Annotated in this window: 16 protein-coding genes; 9 read left to right on the forward strand and 7 right to left on the reverse strand. The window is 50.8% G+C overall.

The window, feature by feature from the left end; all coding sequences use genetic code 11:
• Window positions 1–73: 73 nt before the first annotated feature.
• Window positions 74–2,500: an EAL domain-containing protein gene (locus LG202_RS04345; protein ID WP_459724477.1), complete on the forward strand. Its 2,427-nt coding sequence runs from the start codon at window positions 74–76 to the stop codon at window positions 2,498–2,500.
• Here the strand turns inward: LG202_RS04345 and LG202_RS04350 are convergent.
• Both LG202_RS04350 and mnmC read right to left on the reverse strand, forming a co-directional pair.
• Window positions 2,472–4,550: an O-linked N-acetylglucosamine transferase family protein gene (locus tag LG202_RS04350; RefSeq protein WP_230347186.1), complete on the reverse strand. Its 2,079-nt coding sequence runs from the start codon at window positions 4,548–4,550 to the stop codon at window positions 2,472–2,474. The two genes, LG202_RS04345 and LG202_RS04350, sit on opposite strands and share 29 nt — an antisense overlap.
• Window positions 4,551–4,578: 28 nt before the next feature.
• Window positions 4,579–6,519: a bifunctional tRNA (5-methylaminomethyl-2-thiouridine)(34)-methyltransferase MnmC2/FAD-dependent 5-carboxymethylaminomethyl-2-thiouridine(34) oxidoreductase MnmC1 gene (gene mnmC, locus LG202_RS04355; protein ID WP_230347187.1), complete on the reverse strand. Its 1,941-nt coding sequence runs from the start codon at window positions 6,517–6,519 to the stop codon at window positions 4,579–4,581.
• A 100-nt stretch (window positions 6,520–6,619) separates the two neighbouring features.
• Between mnmC and modA the strand changes: the two genes are divergently transcribed.
• From modA to LG202_RS04380, 5 genes are all read left to right on the forward strand, one after another.
• On the forward strand, window positions 6,620–7,390 hold the full coding sequence (modA, locus tag LG202_RS04360) for a molybdate ABC transporter substrate-binding protein (protein ID WP_230347188.1): 771 nt from the start codon (window positions 6,620–6,622) through the stop codon (window positions 7,388–7,390).
• Window positions 7,391–7,396: 6 nt separating this feature from the next.
• Window positions 7,397–8,077: a molybdate ABC transporter permease subunit gene (gene modB, locus LG202_RS04365; protein WP_230347189.1), complete on the forward strand. Its 681-nt coding sequence runs from the start codon at window positions 7,397–7,399 to the stop codon at window positions 8,075–8,077.
• Window positions 8,067–9,119, forward strand: coding sequence for an ABC transporter ATP-binding protein (locus LG202_RS04370; protein WP_230347190.1), 1,053 nt, complete (start codon window positions 8,067–8,069; stop codon window positions 9,117–9,119). Before modB ends, LG202_RS04370 begins: the two co-directional genes overlap by 11 nt.
• Window positions 9,120–9,123: 4 nt before the next feature.
• Window positions 9,124–9,672: a methyltransferase domain-containing protein gene (locus tag LG202_RS04375; protein WP_230347191.1), complete on the forward strand. Its 549-nt coding sequence runs from the start codon at window positions 9,124–9,126 to the stop codon at window positions 9,670–9,672.
• Between the two features lie 218 nt (window positions 9,673–9,890).
• Window positions 9,891–10,118: a hypothetical protein gene (locus LG202_RS04380; RefSeq protein ID WP_230347192.1), complete on the forward strand. Its 228-nt coding sequence runs from the start codon at window positions 9,891–9,893 to the stop codon at window positions 10,116–10,118.
• Between the two features lie 58 nt (window positions 10,119–10,176).
• Here LG202_RS04380 and LG202_RS04385 read toward each other — a convergent pair whose 3' ends face one another.
• Window positions 10,177–11,163, reverse strand: a complete 987-nt coding sequence (locus LG202_RS04385) for a DUF4062 domain-containing protein (protein WP_230347193.1) — start codon at window positions 11,161–11,163, stop codon at window positions 10,177–10,179.
• Window positions 11,164–11,176: 13 nt separating this feature from the next.
• Window positions 11,177–11,956, reverse strand: a complete 780-nt coding sequence (locus LG202_RS04390; protein ID WP_230347194.1) for a nucleoside 2-deoxyribosyltransferase — start codon at window positions 11,954–11,956, stop codon at window positions 11,177–11,179.
• A 310-nt stretch (window positions 11,957–12,266) separates the two neighbouring features.
• Here LG202_RS04390 and LG202_RS04395 point away from each other — a divergent pair, with 310 nt between their 5' ends.
• The 3 genes from LG202_RS04395 (at window position 12,267) to LG202_RS04405 (ending at window position 13,259) form a co-directional block, all read left to right on the forward strand.
• Window positions 12,267–12,710, forward strand: coding sequence for a hypothetical protein (locus tag LG202_RS04395; RefSeq protein WP_230347195.1), 444 nt, complete (start codon window positions 12,267–12,269; stop codon window positions 12,708–12,710).
• 89 nt (window positions 12,711–12,799) lie between these two features.
• The gene (locus LG202_RS04400) at window positions 12,800–13,036 is read left to right on the forward strand and encodes a DUF4160 domain-containing protein (RefSeq protein WP_230347196.1); all 237 of its coding nucleotides are present in this window, start codon (window positions 12,800–12,802) and stop codon (window positions 13,034–13,036) included.
• Window positions 13,017–13,259: a DUF2442 domain-containing protein gene (locus LG202_RS04405; RefSeq protein ID WP_230347197.1), complete on the forward strand. Its 243-nt coding sequence runs from the start codon at window positions 13,017–13,019 to the stop codon at window positions 13,257–13,259. Before LG202_RS04400 ends, LG202_RS04405 begins: the two co-directional genes overlap by 20 nt.
• A gap of 137 nt (window positions 13,260–13,396) precedes the next feature.
• Here LG202_RS04405 and LG202_RS04410 read toward each other — a convergent pair whose 3' ends face one another.
• The 3 genes from LG202_RS04410 to LG202_RS04420 are packed head-to-tail and all read right to left on the reverse strand — an operon-like array spanning window position 13,397 to window position 16,019.
• On the reverse strand, window positions 13,397–14,470 hold the full coding sequence (locus tag LG202_RS04410; protein ID WP_230347198.1) for a zonular occludens toxin domain-containing protein: 1,074 nt from the start codon (window positions 14,468–14,470) through the stop codon (window positions 13,397–13,399).
• The gene (locus LG202_RS04415; RefSeq protein WP_230347199.1) at window positions 14,467–14,742 is read right to left on the reverse strand and encodes a DUF2523 domain-containing protein; all 276 of its coding nucleotides are present in this window, start codon (window positions 14,740–14,742) and stop codon (window positions 14,467–14,469) included. The genes LG202_RS04410 and LG202_RS04415 overlap by 4 nt, the downstream gene beginning before the upstream one ends.
• Window positions 14,742–16,019 carry a virulence factor TspB C-terminal domain-related protein gene (locus LG202_RS04420; protein ID WP_230347200.1) on the reverse strand — a complete coding sequence of 426 codons (1,278 nt, stop codon included), beginning with the start codon at window positions 16,017–16,019 and terminating at the stop codon, window positions 14,742–14,744. Before LG202_RS04420 ends, LG202_RS04415 begins: the two co-directional genes overlap by 1 nt.
• Window positions 16,020–16,105 lie beyond the last annotated feature (86 nt).

The raw sequence follows: 16,105 nt of genomic DNA on the forward strand, positions 1-16,105 counted from the left end.
ATATCGTTATTTGGCTGGCATAAGGATTGCATTGTCTTGCTCAAGATTTCCCATTTTTCGTATGAACAGGCCCATGCAGCTCTATATCAAACTCCTGAGTCACCCCTTGCAATCTGCTCCACAAATGCTGGCCACTCAAGGGGCGGCACAGCCTTGTGTCATGGCCTTTGCATGCCAGGATGACCAAGAGTTGTTGCAAATCCTCGACAAGCTATCTGCGGAACATTCGGAGCAGGTGCTGGACGAGGCTTATGTCTGGTATGGCGAAGAGGGCAAGCTAGACATTGAGGAAGTGATGGCAGCTATCATGCCATTCAATACTTTTTATGCTCGCATGCGCCATCCATGGCTGCTGGAAGACTTGAGCCGGCATGTAGAAATGCATTTCCAGCCTATTGTCGACTTCACCCAGAACGGCAAGATTTTTGGTTACGAGGCCTTGTGCCGCTTACGTGACCCTGATGGCAAGATGCTGAATGGTGAAGATGCGTTTCGTCTTGCCAGGCAGGTGAACCGCGCCGTTGAACTTGATATTGCCTGCCAGAACCTGGCTTTGGCAGGCAAGGCCAAGGCAATTCCTCATGGCACTCCCTTGTTCATCAATGTGTTGCCGCAAACCATTATGCGTGGCGATTGGCTGTCGGTGATGCTGGATGCACTTGATCGCCATGGCATGGAGCATCGCGACGTCGTGATTGAGATTGTAGAGAGCGAAGAGGTCTCGCCGGATGTACTCGCCAAACACTGCGACATGATACGCACCCAAGGCTTACGCATTGCGCTGGATGACATGGGGTCCGGGTTCAATGGCCTGAGTACGCTCGCTGTCGTCAAGGCCGATTTCATTAAGATAGACAGGACGATCGTCCATGAGGCGCAAGGTAGTCGTGTGCGCACTGTGCTGCTAGAAGCCATTATCTCCATGGCCCAGCGCCTGGGCTGCACAATCGTGGCAGAAGGGCTGGAGCGGGTAGAGGATATTACCTATTGCCAGGATTTAGGGCTGGTCTATGCGCAAGGGTATTATTTCGCCAAACCCGAGGCAGTACCAGTGCAAAATGTGACAGCGCTGCCGGCTCGGGATGAATCGCATCGCTCACCTATTCCTGATGAGTTCCGCATTAATGAGTTCGTTAGTCGTGGCCTTACTATCGAGGTGAATACGCCTATCGATCATGCAAGGAAAACCTTTATCGAGAATCCCGATATTGCTTGCGCAGTGGTGCTGGACAGCTTGCGCCCTATCGGCTTATTGAAGCGAGGCAAGGTATTCACGCATCGCAACGATGCACTGGGCAATTACTGTGATCCCTTGCCACGCATGATCACATCTCGCATGCCTTCTTCTACCTTGGCAAGGGGGCTTTACCTGGAACGAGGGGAGATTGAGCCATGGATCATGGTCAGCGACGATGGCGTGTATATCGGCATTGTCCATCCACTGGAAATCATGTCACAAATCATCAGTCGCAAAACCAGCTCTGGCAACCTGCACCCCTTGAGTCACCTGACCACAGGGCCGACATTGCGTCAGTCACTCGATGTGAGTTTGCGTAACAACCCCACCACGCAATTGGTGTATATCGACCTTGATCACTTCAAGGCCTATAACGATCGCTATGGCTTTATCCGTGGCGATGCCATGATTCGCCTGCTGTCAGAAATTGTGAGGCAGGAATTCCACAATCGTACCGGTGTATTGGTTGGTCATATTGGCGGTGATGATTTTGTCTTGATTCTTGATCATGAGGATCCCGGCCTGGTCAACTTGCTGTTGAAGGTTGTAAGCCATTTTCAGGCCTTGGCGGTACATCTCTATGATAGTAGCGATCTGGAGCGTGGCTTTTTTACCACCGAAGATGGCAAGGATCACCCAGTCGCCAGCGTATCCATTGCCGTAGTCAATGGTAGCCAGGGACGCATTTCGAATAGTGTGGCCGCAGCGGAAAGAGCCGCTACGCTCAAGAAAATTGGCAAATCCAATATCGGCAGCATTATCGTGGTTGAGTCTACTCCGCCACGGCTGATCATTCCGCGTACTGATGAATACAGTAACTGGCAAGCCAGGGCGCTGAATGCACTCAAGACATTACAAACTTTACCGCGCAATGCCGATGCACACTGCCTGGATAGCTGTTTCTCGGATTACCCATTCTTTGAAGTCGTGTTCGAGCTCAACCCCGATGGCACCCAGCGTTTTGCCAACTGGATCAACCCTAATATGTACGGCAAGATCAAGGCTGGCGGGGCAGGGGCTGACCGTAGCCTGCAAACCTATTACAGCGCCGTACGCGATTCAAAGAACCCCTATATTTCGAGCATTTACCTTTCTACGGCAACCGAGGACTTTTGCCTGACAGTGTCATTGCCATTGCTTGATACCAACGGTGCCTTGAGCAGCATTTTGGTGGCAGACATCAACATCGCCGCCATGGCCATGTTGAGCAACCTGCCTAGCGAGGAGTCAGAGCTTACCTTGGCGTTGACTGCGACAGCCTGAGATACAAAGCCTCCAGGTCGCGGGTAAAGCGCGTGGTATCAAACAATGTACTTGTTTCGCGTTGGCTGAGTAGGTGCTCGCGATATGCCTGTAATTGCTGGGGATGATGAGCCAGTTTCAAAGCCAGGGCCTCATAGGCAGCAAGATCTGTTGTGACGAGCTCAGCCAGCCCAGCCGCTTGTAGCAAACTGGCTGCCACTCGGCTAGCAAAAGTATTGCCACGGTATGTAATCAATGGCAGCCCCATCCAGAGCGCATCGCTGGCAGTGGTATGTGCATTGTAAGGGCTGGTATCAAGAAACAAGTCAGCGTGGGCATGCCGGGCGAGGTGCTGTTCCATGGGTACGCGGGGAGCAAAAATGAGGCGCGTCGCATCTATGCCGTAGCGTTCTGCAGCGAGTCGCAAGTGTTGACTGGCACTGGCATGGCTTTCCAGTAACCAGAGCACACTGTCAGGCGTGGCTTGCAGTAATCTCATCCAGCATGCGAATACCTCAGGCGTGATCTTGAAGCCCTGGTTAAAACAGCAGTAGACAAACGCCCCCTCTGGCAAGCCGCAAGATTCCCGGCTAGGAAGATCAGCCACAGCACGCTTGCGATCATTAGGCTGATAGGCATGCGGCAACAACGCCAGTTGTTCCGAATAATATGCTTGATCAGACTCCGGTGAGATGACGGCATCACTAATCAGGTAATCAACAAAAGGCGCGCCCATGCTGCCAGGAAAGCCCAGCCAGGAGGCTTGTATCGGCGCCGGACGGAATGCCAGGATGCCGCTACGGCTAGCCTGGGTATAGCCGGTGAGATCAACCAGAATGTCTACCTGATCAGCCTGGATTCTTTCTGCTGCTGCTTGTAATGATAATGGGCGAATATCAATAAAATGATCCACGGCCTTTTGCAACCGCAACCGAGCAGGCGTTTTGTCGTCTATGCCATAAGAGTAAGCGCTGATGTTGAAGTTATCACGATCATGCAGTTCCAGCATTTCGGTCACTAACGAAGCCAATGGATGCAAGCGAAAGTCGCAGGATAAGTAACCGATATGCAGTTTGCCTTGGCGAGCTAATTTTTTCCTGGCCAGGGGCCGGGTGGATAACAGCTTGCCGTGGCGACTATTTGTCCAGTTTTGTGCGCATTTAAGTTGCTCCGCAGGCGTGGTGCCTGGCATTGCCAGGAAGGCAAACGGGGAAACCTGTGCGGCGGGCACTTCTTTAACCCAGCGACGTATTTCGGCGATCTCCACATCAAGGCCTTGCCAATCGCAAAGATGCTGGCGCTGATGCACGAGGTGAACCCTGGCGTGATATAGCTTGGGGTTGATTGCCAGGGCTTTTTCATAGCAGGCAATGGCTTCAGGTAATTGCTGCAATTCACGGAGCACATTGCCGAGGTTGTTATGCGTATCGGCGTCATGCGGGCTGATCGCCAGGGCGCGACGATAGCTTTCTGCAGCCTGCGCGGCCTGACCTTGTTCGCGCAGCGCATTACCCAAGTTGTAGTGCCAGGCCGCATTGCCAGGCTGTAGTGCCACAAGCTCACGAAAATGATGCTCGGCTTCGGTAAAATTTCCAAGCTGATGTGCCTGATTACCCAAGGCTTGTAATGCAGTGCATAAGCCAGCATGGATGTCGCTATCCTGCGGTGAACGCTGTCTGGCTTCAAGATAGCTGGTTTTAGCAGCGCCAAGCTGGCCTAATGCGAGCTGTGCGCCAGCAAGGTTTTGCCATAAATCTGCATCATCGCTTGCCAGTGCAAGCCCTTGGCGGAATTGGTCAATCGCGGCATTCAGCTGACCACTGGCACGCAAAGCTAGGCCCAGGTTGTTATGCTGATCGGCATCGCCGGGATTGGCACGAATTGCCTGGCTTATTAGTTGAATAGCCTCCTGCGACCGGCCAGATTGGTAGCAGAGTACGCCGTAATAATGCAAGCCATAGGCATGCCGCGGAGCCAAGGCCATTAACTGTTGATAAAGATGTTCTGCCTGCTTGAGTTGCCCCTGGCGGTGTGCATCAAGTGCGGAGTGGAATAGCTGGTCTGGATTCATGCTCTGCATTAAACCATATTAGCAACCATCACCGTAGGGGATAGCAGGCCAGCCCACGCACCATCCGCTTCAAGCCTAGCTTGCGGAGCAAAAAGCGGTTGGGGTCCAGGGCCGCAAGTAGCTCACTATCAACGGGTGCAGGCTCCTGATGAATGGCGCAAGCCAGCATTTCCGCAGCAATAGGCGCGGTAGTCAGCCCCTTGGAACCATGGCCGGTATTGACGTAAAGACCTGGCAACCATGGCAGATTTGAAGCAGGGTCGGCGGTATAGCGAGGTGGCTTGCTCTCCAAGATTTCGGCGTCCAGTACCGGGCCAACCAGTGGAAGATAATCTGGACTAGTGCATCGGATGGCGGCACGCCCTGTAGGCATTTGCGGCATTAAGGCTGCATGTAGCGCAGGGGCCATACGGTGCAGCATTTCCAGGTTTTGCTGGTGCTCTTCGGCGCGCACTGTGGTGGTGGTATCTCCCGGCACAAAAGTGGCACCCAGGCAGTAACTTCCGTCAACCGGGGGGCTGATGTAGCCATCGGTGCATAGCAGCGTGCGAAGGGCGGGCATGCCCGTTATCTGCTTGAGTTGGCTAATTTGACCACGCACCTGCTCCAGGAGTAAGTGACGCGTCTGCGCGAAATTGGCGGCTTGGCCCGCATTGGCAATGACGACGATATCTGCTTCATCGAGTAACTGCCCGCCTGCCCAGACTTGCCAACTATTGCCACATTGCCTGAGCTCGGTAGCGTGGGTTGAGAGGGTCTGCGTGATATTGGAATGCTGGGCCAGCGCGGCACAATAGGCTTGTGGCTTAACCCAGCCTGCCTCAGGGAAAAACAGCGCTCCGTGCGACAGTGGAACGCCTGCCATTTCGCTTGCCTCATCTTTTTCCATCCAATATAACAACTCAGCGGAAAATCCTTGCGCAACAAGCCGCTGGCAACGCTCAAACTCTTGTTCATCAAACGCAAGCTGCAACATGCCGCATCTCATATGCGATGCTTGATCCAGTGCAAGCCGCTGTAATAGCTGTAAGCTATGCAGATAGCCTGTCAGGGATAAGCGGCTCAATGGCACATCATTACGTGCAAGCTTGGGGTAGAGCACGCCGACTGGGTTGCCTGAGGCATGTTGGGCCAAGGCTGACTCTTGTTCGATCAGGTTGACCCGCCAGCCTCGTTCCGCGAGCGCATAGCTAGTGGCAGTACCTGCAATGCCACCGCCTATTACAATTGCACGCCCAGCCTGGATGGCAGGGCGCTCATGGCGGGCGAAAGTGCCGCACAGCATTTCACGCTTGCGGCCATGGCCAGCCACCTTGTTTACCTCAAAGCCCGCAGCTTGCAAGCCACGCTTGACGACACCCGCACTGGTGAAGGTGGCAAATGTAGTGTGCTGGTGTGAAAACATTGCCATCTGGGTAAATAGCCCGTCCTGCCACATATCGGGGTTGCGCGATGGCGCAAACCCGTCAAGAAACCACGCATCAGCTCGACTACTCAACCGCGGCAGCAGCTCAAGTACATCACCAACCAGCAGCGTCAGTTGAACGCGTCCCTGGCAAAATACCAATCGTTGCCAACCGGGCACGATTTGATGATATTGCGTCAGCAGGGCCTGACTGTACTGCCTTAGCTCAGGCCATAAATCCAACGCGCGAGCGAGGTCGGCATGGTTGAGCGGAAATTTCTCAATGCTGACGAAATGCAATCTCGCATCTGCTGGTGCTGTTTGCTCCCAAAGCTGCCAGGCACAAAGAAAGTTGAGACCAGTGCCAAAGCCTGTTTCCACAATGGTGAACGTCTTATGTGACAAACTCTGCCAGCGCTCGGCTAGCTGGTTGTGGTGAAGGAATACGTGCCGCGTCTCCTCCAGCCCACTTTCGCGCGAGAAATATACGTCCCCGAAATGTGCAGAATAAGGTTGGCCTTCATGCCACTCCAGCATGGCCTGAGAATGGGGTTGTATAGACATGTTCTTTTTTGGCTGGGTTTATTATAATATTTCGTTATATTTCAAAAGAAATAATGAAGTGTTTTTCTAACCACCATCATTCCCGCAGAAAGCTGATTCCATGCATCATATTGTCTTACGCCTAGCGTTATCTTTGAGTTTAATATTCAGTACGTTGGCATATGCAGAGCCAGCGCGTGTTGCTGCCGCAGCTGACCTCAAGTTCGTCCTCGAAGAACTCACCCAGGCTTTCGAGAAGCAGGGTGGAGAGAAGCCTTCAGTCACCTATGGATCATCTGGCGCGATTACAACTCAAATCAGCAACGGTGCTCCTTTTGAATTGTTTCTCTCTGCGGATGAAGATTACGTCACCAAACTCAACGCTGGCGGTTTTACCAAGGATGAGGGCGTATTGTACGCTACTGGCCATCTGGTGATCGTGGTACCCAAGCAAGCTGCATTGGAAGTTGACCCAGAGCTGAAAGGTTTGCAGGCGGCATTGAAGGCTGGCAAACTGCAACGCTTTGCTATCGCCAACCCAGAGCATGCGCCCTATGGGCGTCGTGCCGTTGAGGTGCTCAAGCATGCAGGCATCTGGGAGCAAATCCAGCCCAAGTTGGTATTGGGTGAGAATGTCGCCCAGGCTGCCCAGTTTGCGACCAGTGGCTCCACCGATGGTGGCATCGTGGCACTATCCTTGGTGAAGTCACCGCAATTAATGAATAGCGTGAAATATGCAGAAATCCCCGAAAGCTGGCACAGCCCCCAGCGCCAACGCATGGTGTTGCTCAAGAACTCAGGTAGCAATGCCAAGGCATTCTATGATTTTCTCCAGCAACCAGCAGCTAGACAAGTGTTCAGCCGCTATGGTTTTGTCCTGCCGGGAGAGTAGTGACTGATGGATTGGGTTGCCTTAGGGCTGTCACTCAAGCTGGGGGGCATGACCATTCTTGTGCTCATCCCGCTGGCGCTATTGGCAGCCCGGTGGTTGGCTTATCGCCAATGTATGGGTAAACCAGTGATCGAAGCCTTGTTGGCAGTGCCCTTGGTGCTGCCACCTACTGTCGTTGGTTATTACCTGCTAGTAGGGCTTGGTAGTCAGTCATGGCTTGGGCAATGGCTAGCGCAATGGACAGGCCACTTGCTCGTCTTTCACTTTTCCGGTTTGTTGATTGCCTCCATCATCGTCAACATTCCCTTTGCTGTGCAGCCTATCCAGCGAGGATTCGAATCTATTCCACAAGAAGTGCGCGACGCTGCTGCGTGTTGCGGCATGTCCTCTTTACGCACGCTGTTGACAGTTGAACTGCCTTTGGCTTGGCCAGGTATCGTGACAGCCATGGTACTGACTTTTGCCCACACCCTGGGCGAGTTTGGCGTTGTCTTGATGGTTGGTGGCAGCTTGCCAGGTGAAACCAAGACGATTGCCATCAGTATTTATGACCGTGTACAAGCACTGGATTTTGAGGCGGCAGGTAACATGTCGCTGATGTTGCTGGTGTTCTCAATTATTGTGCTGGCGCTTGCCAATAGTCTCTCACGGCGCTTTGGCCGACGCGGTAATTATCATGACATCTGAACTCCGGCTCGACATTAGCCAGCAACGGCCTTTTGCATTGAAGGCTACACTGAACTGCAAGGCAGGGGAGTTGTTGGCATTGCTGGGACCATCAGGTTGCGGAAAATCGACTTTGTTACGCATGATCGCAGGCTTGCAGCATGCCGAATCTGGATATATCCGCCTGAATAATGAGATCTGGTGCAATGAGGTAGTCAAGTTAACACCTCAGCAACGTCATATTGGATACGTCCCGCAGCATTATGGCCTATTTCCTCATATGACCGCGCTGCAAAACGTAAAGGCTGCGCTACATGGTTTGCCGAGCCAGGAGCAATCAACCCGCGCCCAAACATGGCTGAAGAAAGTAAAACTCAGTGACTTGGCTCATCGCAAGCCAGCCACGCTCTCTGGAGGGCAACAACAGCGTGTTGCCCTGGCCCGGGCGCTTGCTGCCCATCCAAGCATGTTATTGCTGGATGAGCCATTTTCAGCGCTAGACAGCATGACACGGGAGGACTTGTATCGTACCCTGGCAGAGCTAAAACCTCAGCTCAACATTCCCATGATATTGGTGACTCACAACCTGCATGAAGCTCAATTGTTGGCAGACCATATTGCCGTAATGGGGCAGGGTTGCATTTTGCAACAGGGTACGCCTGATGCAATCATGCAGCGTCCAGTGAATAGGGCAGTGGCTGCACAGGTTGGGCTGCGAAATATTTTCTCCAGCACGGTTGTATCTGTAACGGAAAACCATAGCCTACTATCGCTGGGCAGCCAGACACTAGCAGTAGCACACAGGCTTTCTGTTGGCTCAACGATAGAGTGGTGCGTGCCTCACCATGCTTTGCTTTTGACTCATCAACATGAAGAAGCCACTCATCTCACTGGGAACATTGATCAATGCCTTCGCTTGGGAGATCAGTGGCTGGTCAGTATCAACCTACCAGGTACAAGCCAGCGATTTGAACTACAGTGTGCGAGCTCCATGCCACTGGCAACTCATCAACCAGTCAGCATGTTATTAAACACTAAACATATCCACATTCTTCAGGCTTAATCTCGTGAATCATTCAGCATTAATGACATCACAGCCCTCCGCGTGGCTTATGCAGTATAGCCATTACATCAAAACAGGAGGAAAAGTTCTGGATGTCGCCTCAGGGCATGGGCGTAATGCAATATGGCTTGCCCAGCAAGGGTTTAGGGTCACTGCTGTGGATCGCGATGCAGCTGCGCTGAGCATTCTTAAAAACCAAGCGCCTAGTGTTGATACCCAGCTACAAGACCTAGAACAAGGATACTGGCCTTACTCGAAAGAACAGTTCGATGCCATTATCGTCTGCCGCTACCTTCATCGCCCTTTACTCCCCTTGCTGGCGAATAGCCTCGCATCTTCCGGCGTACTGATTTATGAAACCTTTATGGAAGGTCACGAGCAATATGGTCGACCAAGAAACCCAGACTTCCTACTAAAAAGCAATGAATTATTAATCAGTTACATTCCCTTTCTTAAAGTCATTGCCTATAGTGAAGGGATAGTAGAGCAAGAAGAATCTCCTGCCGTTATTCAGAGATTGGTCGCTATCAAGACGAGTAATCGGTTGAGTTAAACAAACCTCAAGAAAAGCACGATCATGCATATGATCAGGTGAGGGCAGATCCCGCAGGATTCACCTGAATTGAAGATAAGGCCCCTTTCGGGGCTTGGCTCGATGAAAGCGTCTCTAGCTTTTTCCTGCGCTGGATCGTTATGAATTGCTTGTCTTCATTATCAAGGCGTTACCGACGTCCAGACTGGGTAAGTCACAAGCCGTACCTGTGGTATTTCATGCTGCGCGTGGAAAAACCAAAATCGGCAAAGCGTAGAAAGCTCTATAGATGGATTGCCAAGGAAAAACTAAGACTTGCTGAAATGGGGATTGATCAAGAGTTGATAGAAGTGACTTCCAGATACTTATGCAGCTATAGCGTCGTTGCTGGCAGAAAAATGATCGAATTGATGGATGCACCCGTAGTGCAATTGAGGCTCGATTTTCACAACCATGATGATTTTTAGCTGATCATCATGTTTCGTATAATGGGTAATTACGTTATCTATATTAAATAAAAAATGATTATTTCCGATTTTTAACAGTTCTAAGCTGCATCATCAATGATTTACCAGAAGAAGTTAATTGCCAGAAGAGTGCATATCCATTATTTACAGTTTTTAGACGGTTAACTTCAATTAATTTCAACGCCATAAATTGAATTTTAATTGTATTGAAATTTTGCTCAACGATATCGCCTGAGTAGAAAAAACCACCTTCTAATTCAATTAACTGTCTTGCAATATATGATTGCATGTATGCATCTGTACGGCTTTCCAGTAGAGTCGGACTAAATATAGCAAATAGTTCACGCCAAGAAATTTTTACACTGCGTGTTGTTTTTGATCTGGGGTTGTAATCTTTTCTATACTCAATTGAGAGCGTTATAACTTCATCGATATTTACAAGGTCAATTTCTTTCTCTATCACAGAAGGAAGCTTATCCAGCTTTTTCTTCAATTCATTATTTTCATTAGAAATTCTACCAATCTGCTCAATTAGTGGGGAAATGTCAGGCTGTTTATCTGAGCGAACCCATCCATGTAAATTGTAGCGCCTCTCTAATTCTCGGATTGATTCCAATATGGCAATTTTAATATCTTTACAATCATCTACTGTCTTAGATATTCTTGATAATACTTTGCTTTTGAAAGATTTATATTTTTCCACTTCGCTTTCAGTGAATTCTTTTTTCTCAATAGCATTCTCACTAAGCACGACTGCAAAAACTGGCTTTCCTTTACTGACTGCATAGTCATATTCATGTTCTGTATAGCTAATACCATTTGCTGGGTTTATGGAGCCATACCTTGAACCTAATATCAGCATGTAAATATCTGAATCATCAATCCATCTCTCAATAACGACAGTTTGTGCATCATTTCCTGCTGCAAACAATTCCATGCCGGCTGGTATATGCCCGGAGGACAAAATTGCTTCAACTGCTGCTTGTCTTTCATCTTTTAAATCGATAAAAGTGGAGGAAATAAATATTTGATGTTTTTTTTGCATAATTATTTAGTTTTTAAAAGGGAATATCATCTTCTAAGTTGTCATTGTTTTCTGGCTTTAATAATACAAATCTTGATTCATTTTCTTCAATCCACTGCCAGCCTTTATTGCTCACCGTTAAAACATTGTATGAATAGCCTGAGTTCTCATCTAGCTCTTCAACTTCTTCGATTAGTTGTTTGCTGGTCAGTTTCCTAATAGCAAGGTTAAAGCCAATATTTGTGATATTAGCTCTTTCGGAATCAGTTTTTGCCTCATAGAAAGTAATCGTTGTACTTGACGAGGATGAGCCTCCTGCAATTACAGCTAACACCATCAACTCATGCTGGCTTAACCCTTCAACAGGGGCTATTGGTGTGGATTCTGAAAGTTTTTGCAACCTATTATCTTTAGCTATTAAAGCCTTTATTTTTGTAGTAATTGTGTGTTTTAGCTTCTCAAAATCACTGGGAGAGTCAGCTTGGTATGGAATGATGTTGCGATGCTGAATATCAAAAGGGTATTTTTTTCCTGGTCTTTCGTCTGAACAAACCATGACAACGGGAGTGTTTGAAGCAAATGCATATCCTAATTCGTACCATACATTAGGATTGTCGGATGTAATGTCAGCCAGACAAAGTGTCGCTTCTTTAATTCCACTCTCAATCGATTCAATAGGAATCGAAACACTTGGGTCTTTATCTACTCTATAGGCTTCATATCCAGCAGCCTCAATAGCCGGCTTGTAAACATCATTGAATCTTTTATCGTACTTTCCATTATCGAAAGGCTGAATAACAAAGCAAATAGGCATTCTAGACCTGTTAATAATTATTAAATTTTGACTATGCCATAGAAATGCATTGGTGTCACAGCTCTCCTGGCATAGGACACACTGACACCAATCGCTAGAACCATTAGAGCAAATAAGCATCAAGACCGCTCTTAAACGGTTTCCTCCCCGCGTTGCGGGTCCCCTCCATTTACGCGCCCCTTCGGGGTTTCAGTCTTGACCCTTATTTCCTCCAATGTTGCTGGTCGGCCATGCCGTATGGCGAGGGCTGTACCCCGTTGGGGTACGCCTTCACCAACGGCAGACCTTCAACGCGAAAAGGACTAATGAGATGGCAAAGCAGCTTGTAGATGTTTCAACCAGGGAGATGGCACTGGATGCGGATTGGCCCAGCATGGATAAGGTGGAGAGCAAATTGCTGGAGGTGTCGGAGAAGATCAGGCAACGGCGCGATGAGTGGAACCGGGTGCAGGCGCAGTTGCTGGCCCTCAAAAAACAGGGCCTCACCTACGCCGGCACAACCTGGAAGAACGGCAAATATTTGTACCTGGTCTATCCAAGCAAAAATGGGGAGCCGAGAAAGCGGGTGTACATCGGCCAGGACGAGGAGAAGGTACGCGAGGCGTTGGCGGGGATTGAGAGGGGAGAGCAGTACTTGCAACTGGAGGAGCGGGCAGAGTGGTTGCAGCGGCAATCGCAGCTTGCAGGGTATCACTGCATGAATCTGCTGGATTATCTGGGGGATGGGGTACAGTATTCTCCTGGACAGCGCTGATCTGACACCAATTGGTGACAGTTGATGATGTACCAGGTAATTATTTGTCACCAATTTATATATAATTGGTAGCAGTATGAGGAGTTGAGATGCCAACGATTTTATTGACGCAAGGCTTCCGGTTCTTCTTTTTCAGCATGGAGGGCAATGAACCTCCCCACATTCATGTGGAGCATGGCGATAAGGTGGCTAAATACTGGTTGAATCCGGTGGAGCTTGCCAGTTCGGAGGGTTTCCGTAGCCATGAGATGAAGCGGCTGCGGATGCTTGTGATTGAAAACCGGGAACTGTTTTTGGAGAGATGGAATGAGTACTTTAGCAATTAGGCTTGATGCTCACGCTGTTGAGGTCAGTTTTGCGAATGATGCGCTGCATATGGTGCTGGCTGATGGCCGCGAGATTTCCGCGCCTTTGGAGTGGTTCCCCAGGCTGCGCGATGCGAACGACTCACAGCGCCATAACTGGCGGCTGATCGGGAAGGGTATCGGTGTGCATTGGCCGGAGATTGATGAAGATATTGCGGTCAGTACGTTGATGCGCAACAGCTAGAACAAAGCCCTCGCAATGAGGGCTTTTTTATTGGTGTCAGATCCCGGCCTGGTCCAGATCTAAATTGACACCAATGGTGTCAGGAAACCGGTTGGCCAGCTCCTGCAGGAGGATTTTTTGACACCAATCCCATTTGATCACATTGGAAGGACATTGCCTGTATCCGTCACGCCACCGCGCAGTGGCGCGGCATCGTGCCGGTTACAGGCCGCGGTGACGTGTGCGCCGTTGAAGAACAGGAAGGCAGAGCATTCATTCGGCTGGTTGATGACGTAGCCCAGGTCAGTGAGGTCTCTGTCCGTCACATCGATGTCCTGGCCGTCGCCATTGCTCAGGCGGTAGTAGGTGACTTTCTTGGTGGAGCTGGTGATGGTCGCCATGATGATGAACTTGTATTGCATATACGGGTGTTCGACCTTGAGCGGTGGTGCCGGCCTGGTGTCGACGGCGTGCTGGAGGTCGGGCGCCTGGTCGCTGCCGATCAGGTTAAGCGATTGCTTGACGTCGAGCTTGGGTGTTTCTTCCTGGACAACGGTTTCGTTGCGGTCAGTGTGGCGCTTATAGTTGCTGTAGACGCCATAGCCCTGGTAGAGGGTGAAGCCCACGGCTACGGGCAGAAAAAGCCATACGTAATGCAGTCGATAAGGCTGCTTGGTGTGGAGCTCAGCAGATTTGTAATTATTAAAAGACTGCTTAGGAGGCTTAAAACGGCGTACAGCAGCATCGGCATAGTTGGCTTTCGTCTTGACGTCAGTGAACTCTGGCCACTCGAACAGCTTGCGGCCGGTGAAGGTGTTGCGGATGTGGATATGACGGCCGCAGAGCTCACGGATATGGGCGTCGATGAGCATGGGCTTTTGCGTCATTAGCCAGAAGTCCACGCCGGTGTGGCGGTGGGTCTCGTGGGCTGCGACATGTGGTGGCACCTTGGTTGTGCTGGCGCGAGGTCGGTATACGCGCTGGGCTTCGTCAATGATGATGATGGAGTTGGGCGGGAAGGTGAAGTAGTCGAGCTCGACGCTAGGGTCATTGGGGTCCGGCCGTTTCTCGGTCCATTCGACAATCGGCGGGACTGGCGAATGATCCAGGGCAAGGTCCGGGATACCCATAACAAAAAACGGTCGTTCGCCCTTTTCCAATTCCTTCATCATCATTGACACAACAAGGCTTGTTTTGCCCATGCCTGGGACGCCGGTAATGATGGTAATCATAACGGGCTCAGTATCTTGAGGGACTTCAAGGCCAGGCGCATGGAGATGGCGCCAAGGACGATCTTGGCGTACTCGATGAAGCCGTACAGGGTGGCGATCTTGAGTATGGAGCCAGGCAGTCCGCCAATGTTGCCATTGATGGCGTTATAGAACTGCTCCTGGAGCTCGGTGACGCCGGTATAGACCAGGAAACCGAATCCCAGGGCGGTGAGGATGCGCCCAGCAGCGTAAACGCTGAGGGCGGTCAAGATGGGGGCGAGTGGCAATGGCATCAGATGGAATCCTTCCTGGCTCCGACGATGATGAAGGCAGCAGAGAGCCAGGCTGCTGCAATCACTAAGGGCTTGAACGCGCTGGCGTATTGGCAGATCGGGTCAAACGATAGGGTGATGGTGTGGCCGCCGATGGTGTAGGTCAGCGGGGCGGGGCAGGAGTTGTCGCTGGGGAGCTCGCGCAGCACGATGCTGCTCATGTCGATTTCCTTGGTTTCCAGTGGCTCGAATTCAGGTACGTCGCCCATGACCTGGCAGCCGATCGCATCGGGGTATTTGTCGCAGTCGGTTTTTGCATCCTCCTGACGACATACCTTGTGCGTCGGGTTGGCCTGACAGAACGCGTCTTGGCTTTGCTGGGTTGATGTGCTTGAGCCGTCTGCATTGGTGGTGGTTTCTGTAATGGTTGGCGCAGTGCCAGCAGGTGAACCCGCTGGCGCTGGCGTGATGGTAATCACCGGTGAGGGTGTTTCCGTCACGACAGGTTCAGGGTTAGGGTTCTCGGGTGTTGGAGCTGGAGTGTGGGTTTCAACCTTGGGCGGGTCTTGTTTCTTGACCGGCTCACTGCCCGGCGTGCCGGGTTCGAGGCAGACGGCGACGCCTTGCATGACGGCGTAGCTTTTACCTTGATCTTGGCAGGCGCACTCAGGGCACGGTACAGGGTCAGGCGTGACGGTTTCCTGCTCTGGGGTGCAGGATGCGCCGGTGTTTTCTTGTACGGTCATGTATGCCCTGCTCTGACCGTTAGCGAGTTCAATTTCCATGCCACCGCCCAGGCGGTAAATGCATTGACTGATGCAGGCGAGTGTGCGCAGCCGGTTGAATGTCTTTTGCTGGCCGCAAGCACCATTGCAACCAGGTTCACATTCCGGGGGCGGAGGAGCACCACAAGAGCCGTCAGGCTGGCGCACTTCAGGAGGAACGCAGACAGGGACAGTGCAATAGTATTTTTCGTTATTGCCAGAGTTCCAGACGGTAAAAGGCGTACAACCCCATTGACGGGATACAGAAAAACTACCATCTACATTGGAAGCATTTTTTACCTGACAAAGACTGGTTTGATTATTAACTGATGTCACAAGGCCAGTGTAGGTATAAGTCTTGTGTGCAGGTAATGCGGCATTATTCTGGTTAGTCGCATGAGTAGGGCCAAAAGCATCGCATGCTTGTTGAGCAGTGGATGAAAAACCGGTTGCACCCGAAGCATTGGCAGACCATCTATAGGTAGCCTCTATTTGCTCTGTTGCAGCCGATGCATGAGCGATGAATAAAAGCATGCAACACATGAATAAAAGACGGGCTATTTGCATAGGATGTAGGTCGGCAGCACGGCCAGCAGGAAGCCAGCCCATTCATAAATATC

Source organism: Methylobacillus methanolivorans (assembly GCF_054588515.1).

Bases quoted from the DNA above. Each gene is read 5' to 3' on its own strand.
- LG202_RS04345 (WP_459724477.1), top strand. From the start codon at position 74: ATGCAGCTCTATATCAAACTCCTGAGTCACCCCTTGCAATCTGCTCCA.
- LG202_RS04350 (WP_230347186.1), bottom strand. From the start codon at position 4,550: ATGAATCCAGACCAGCTATTCCACTCCGCACTTGATGCACACCGCCAG.
- mnmC (WP_230347187.1), bottom strand. From the start codon at position 6,519: ATGTCTATACAACCCCATTCTCAGGCCATGCTGGAGTGGCATGAAGGC.
- modA (WP_230347188.1), top strand. From the start codon at position 6,620: ATGCATCATATTGTCTTACGCCTAGCGTTATCTTTGAGTTTAATATTC.
- modB (WP_230347189.1), top strand. From the start codon at position 7,397: ATGGATTGGGTTGCCTTAGGGCTGTCACTCAAGCTGGGGGGCATGACC.
- LG202_RS04370 (WP_230347190.1), top strand. From the start codon at position 8,067: ATGACATCTGAACTCCGGCTCGACATTAGCCAGCAACGGCCTTTTGCA.
- LG202_RS04380 (WP_230347192.1), top strand. From the start codon at position 9,891: ATGCTGCGCGTGGAAAAACCAAAATCGGCAAAGCGTAGAAAGCTCTAT.
- LG202_RS04385 (WP_230347193.1), bottom strand. From the start codon at position 11,163: ATGCAAAAAAAACATCAAATATTTATTTCCTCCACTTTTATCGATTTA.
- LG202_RS04390 (WP_230347194.1), bottom strand. From the start codon at position 11,956: ATGCCTATTTGCTTTGTTATTCAGCCTTTCGATAATGGAAAGTACGAT.
- LG202_RS04395 (WP_230347195.1), top strand. From the start codon at position 12,267: ATGGCAAAGCAGCTTGTAGATGTTTCAACCAGGGAGATGGCACTGGAT.
- LG202_RS04400 (WP_230347196.1), top strand. From the start codon at position 12,800: ATGCCAACGATTTTATTGACGCAAGGCTTCCGGTTCTTCTTTTTCAGC.
- LG202_RS04405 (WP_230347197.1), top strand. From the start codon at position 13,017: ATGAGTACTTTAGCAATTAGGCTTGATGCTCACGCTGTTGAGGTCAGT.
- LG202_RS04410 (WP_230347198.1), bottom strand. From the start codon at position 14,470: ATGATTACCATCATTACCGGCGTCCCAGGCATGGGCAAAACAAGCCTT.
- LG202_RS04415 (WP_230347199.1), bottom strand. From the start codon at position 14,742: ATGCCATTGCCACTCGCCCCCATCTTGACCGCCCTCAGCGTTTACGCT.
- LG202_RS04420 (WP_230347200.1), bottom strand. From the start codon at position 16,019: ATGCTTTTATTCATCGCTCATGCATCGGCTGCAACAGAGCAAATAGAG.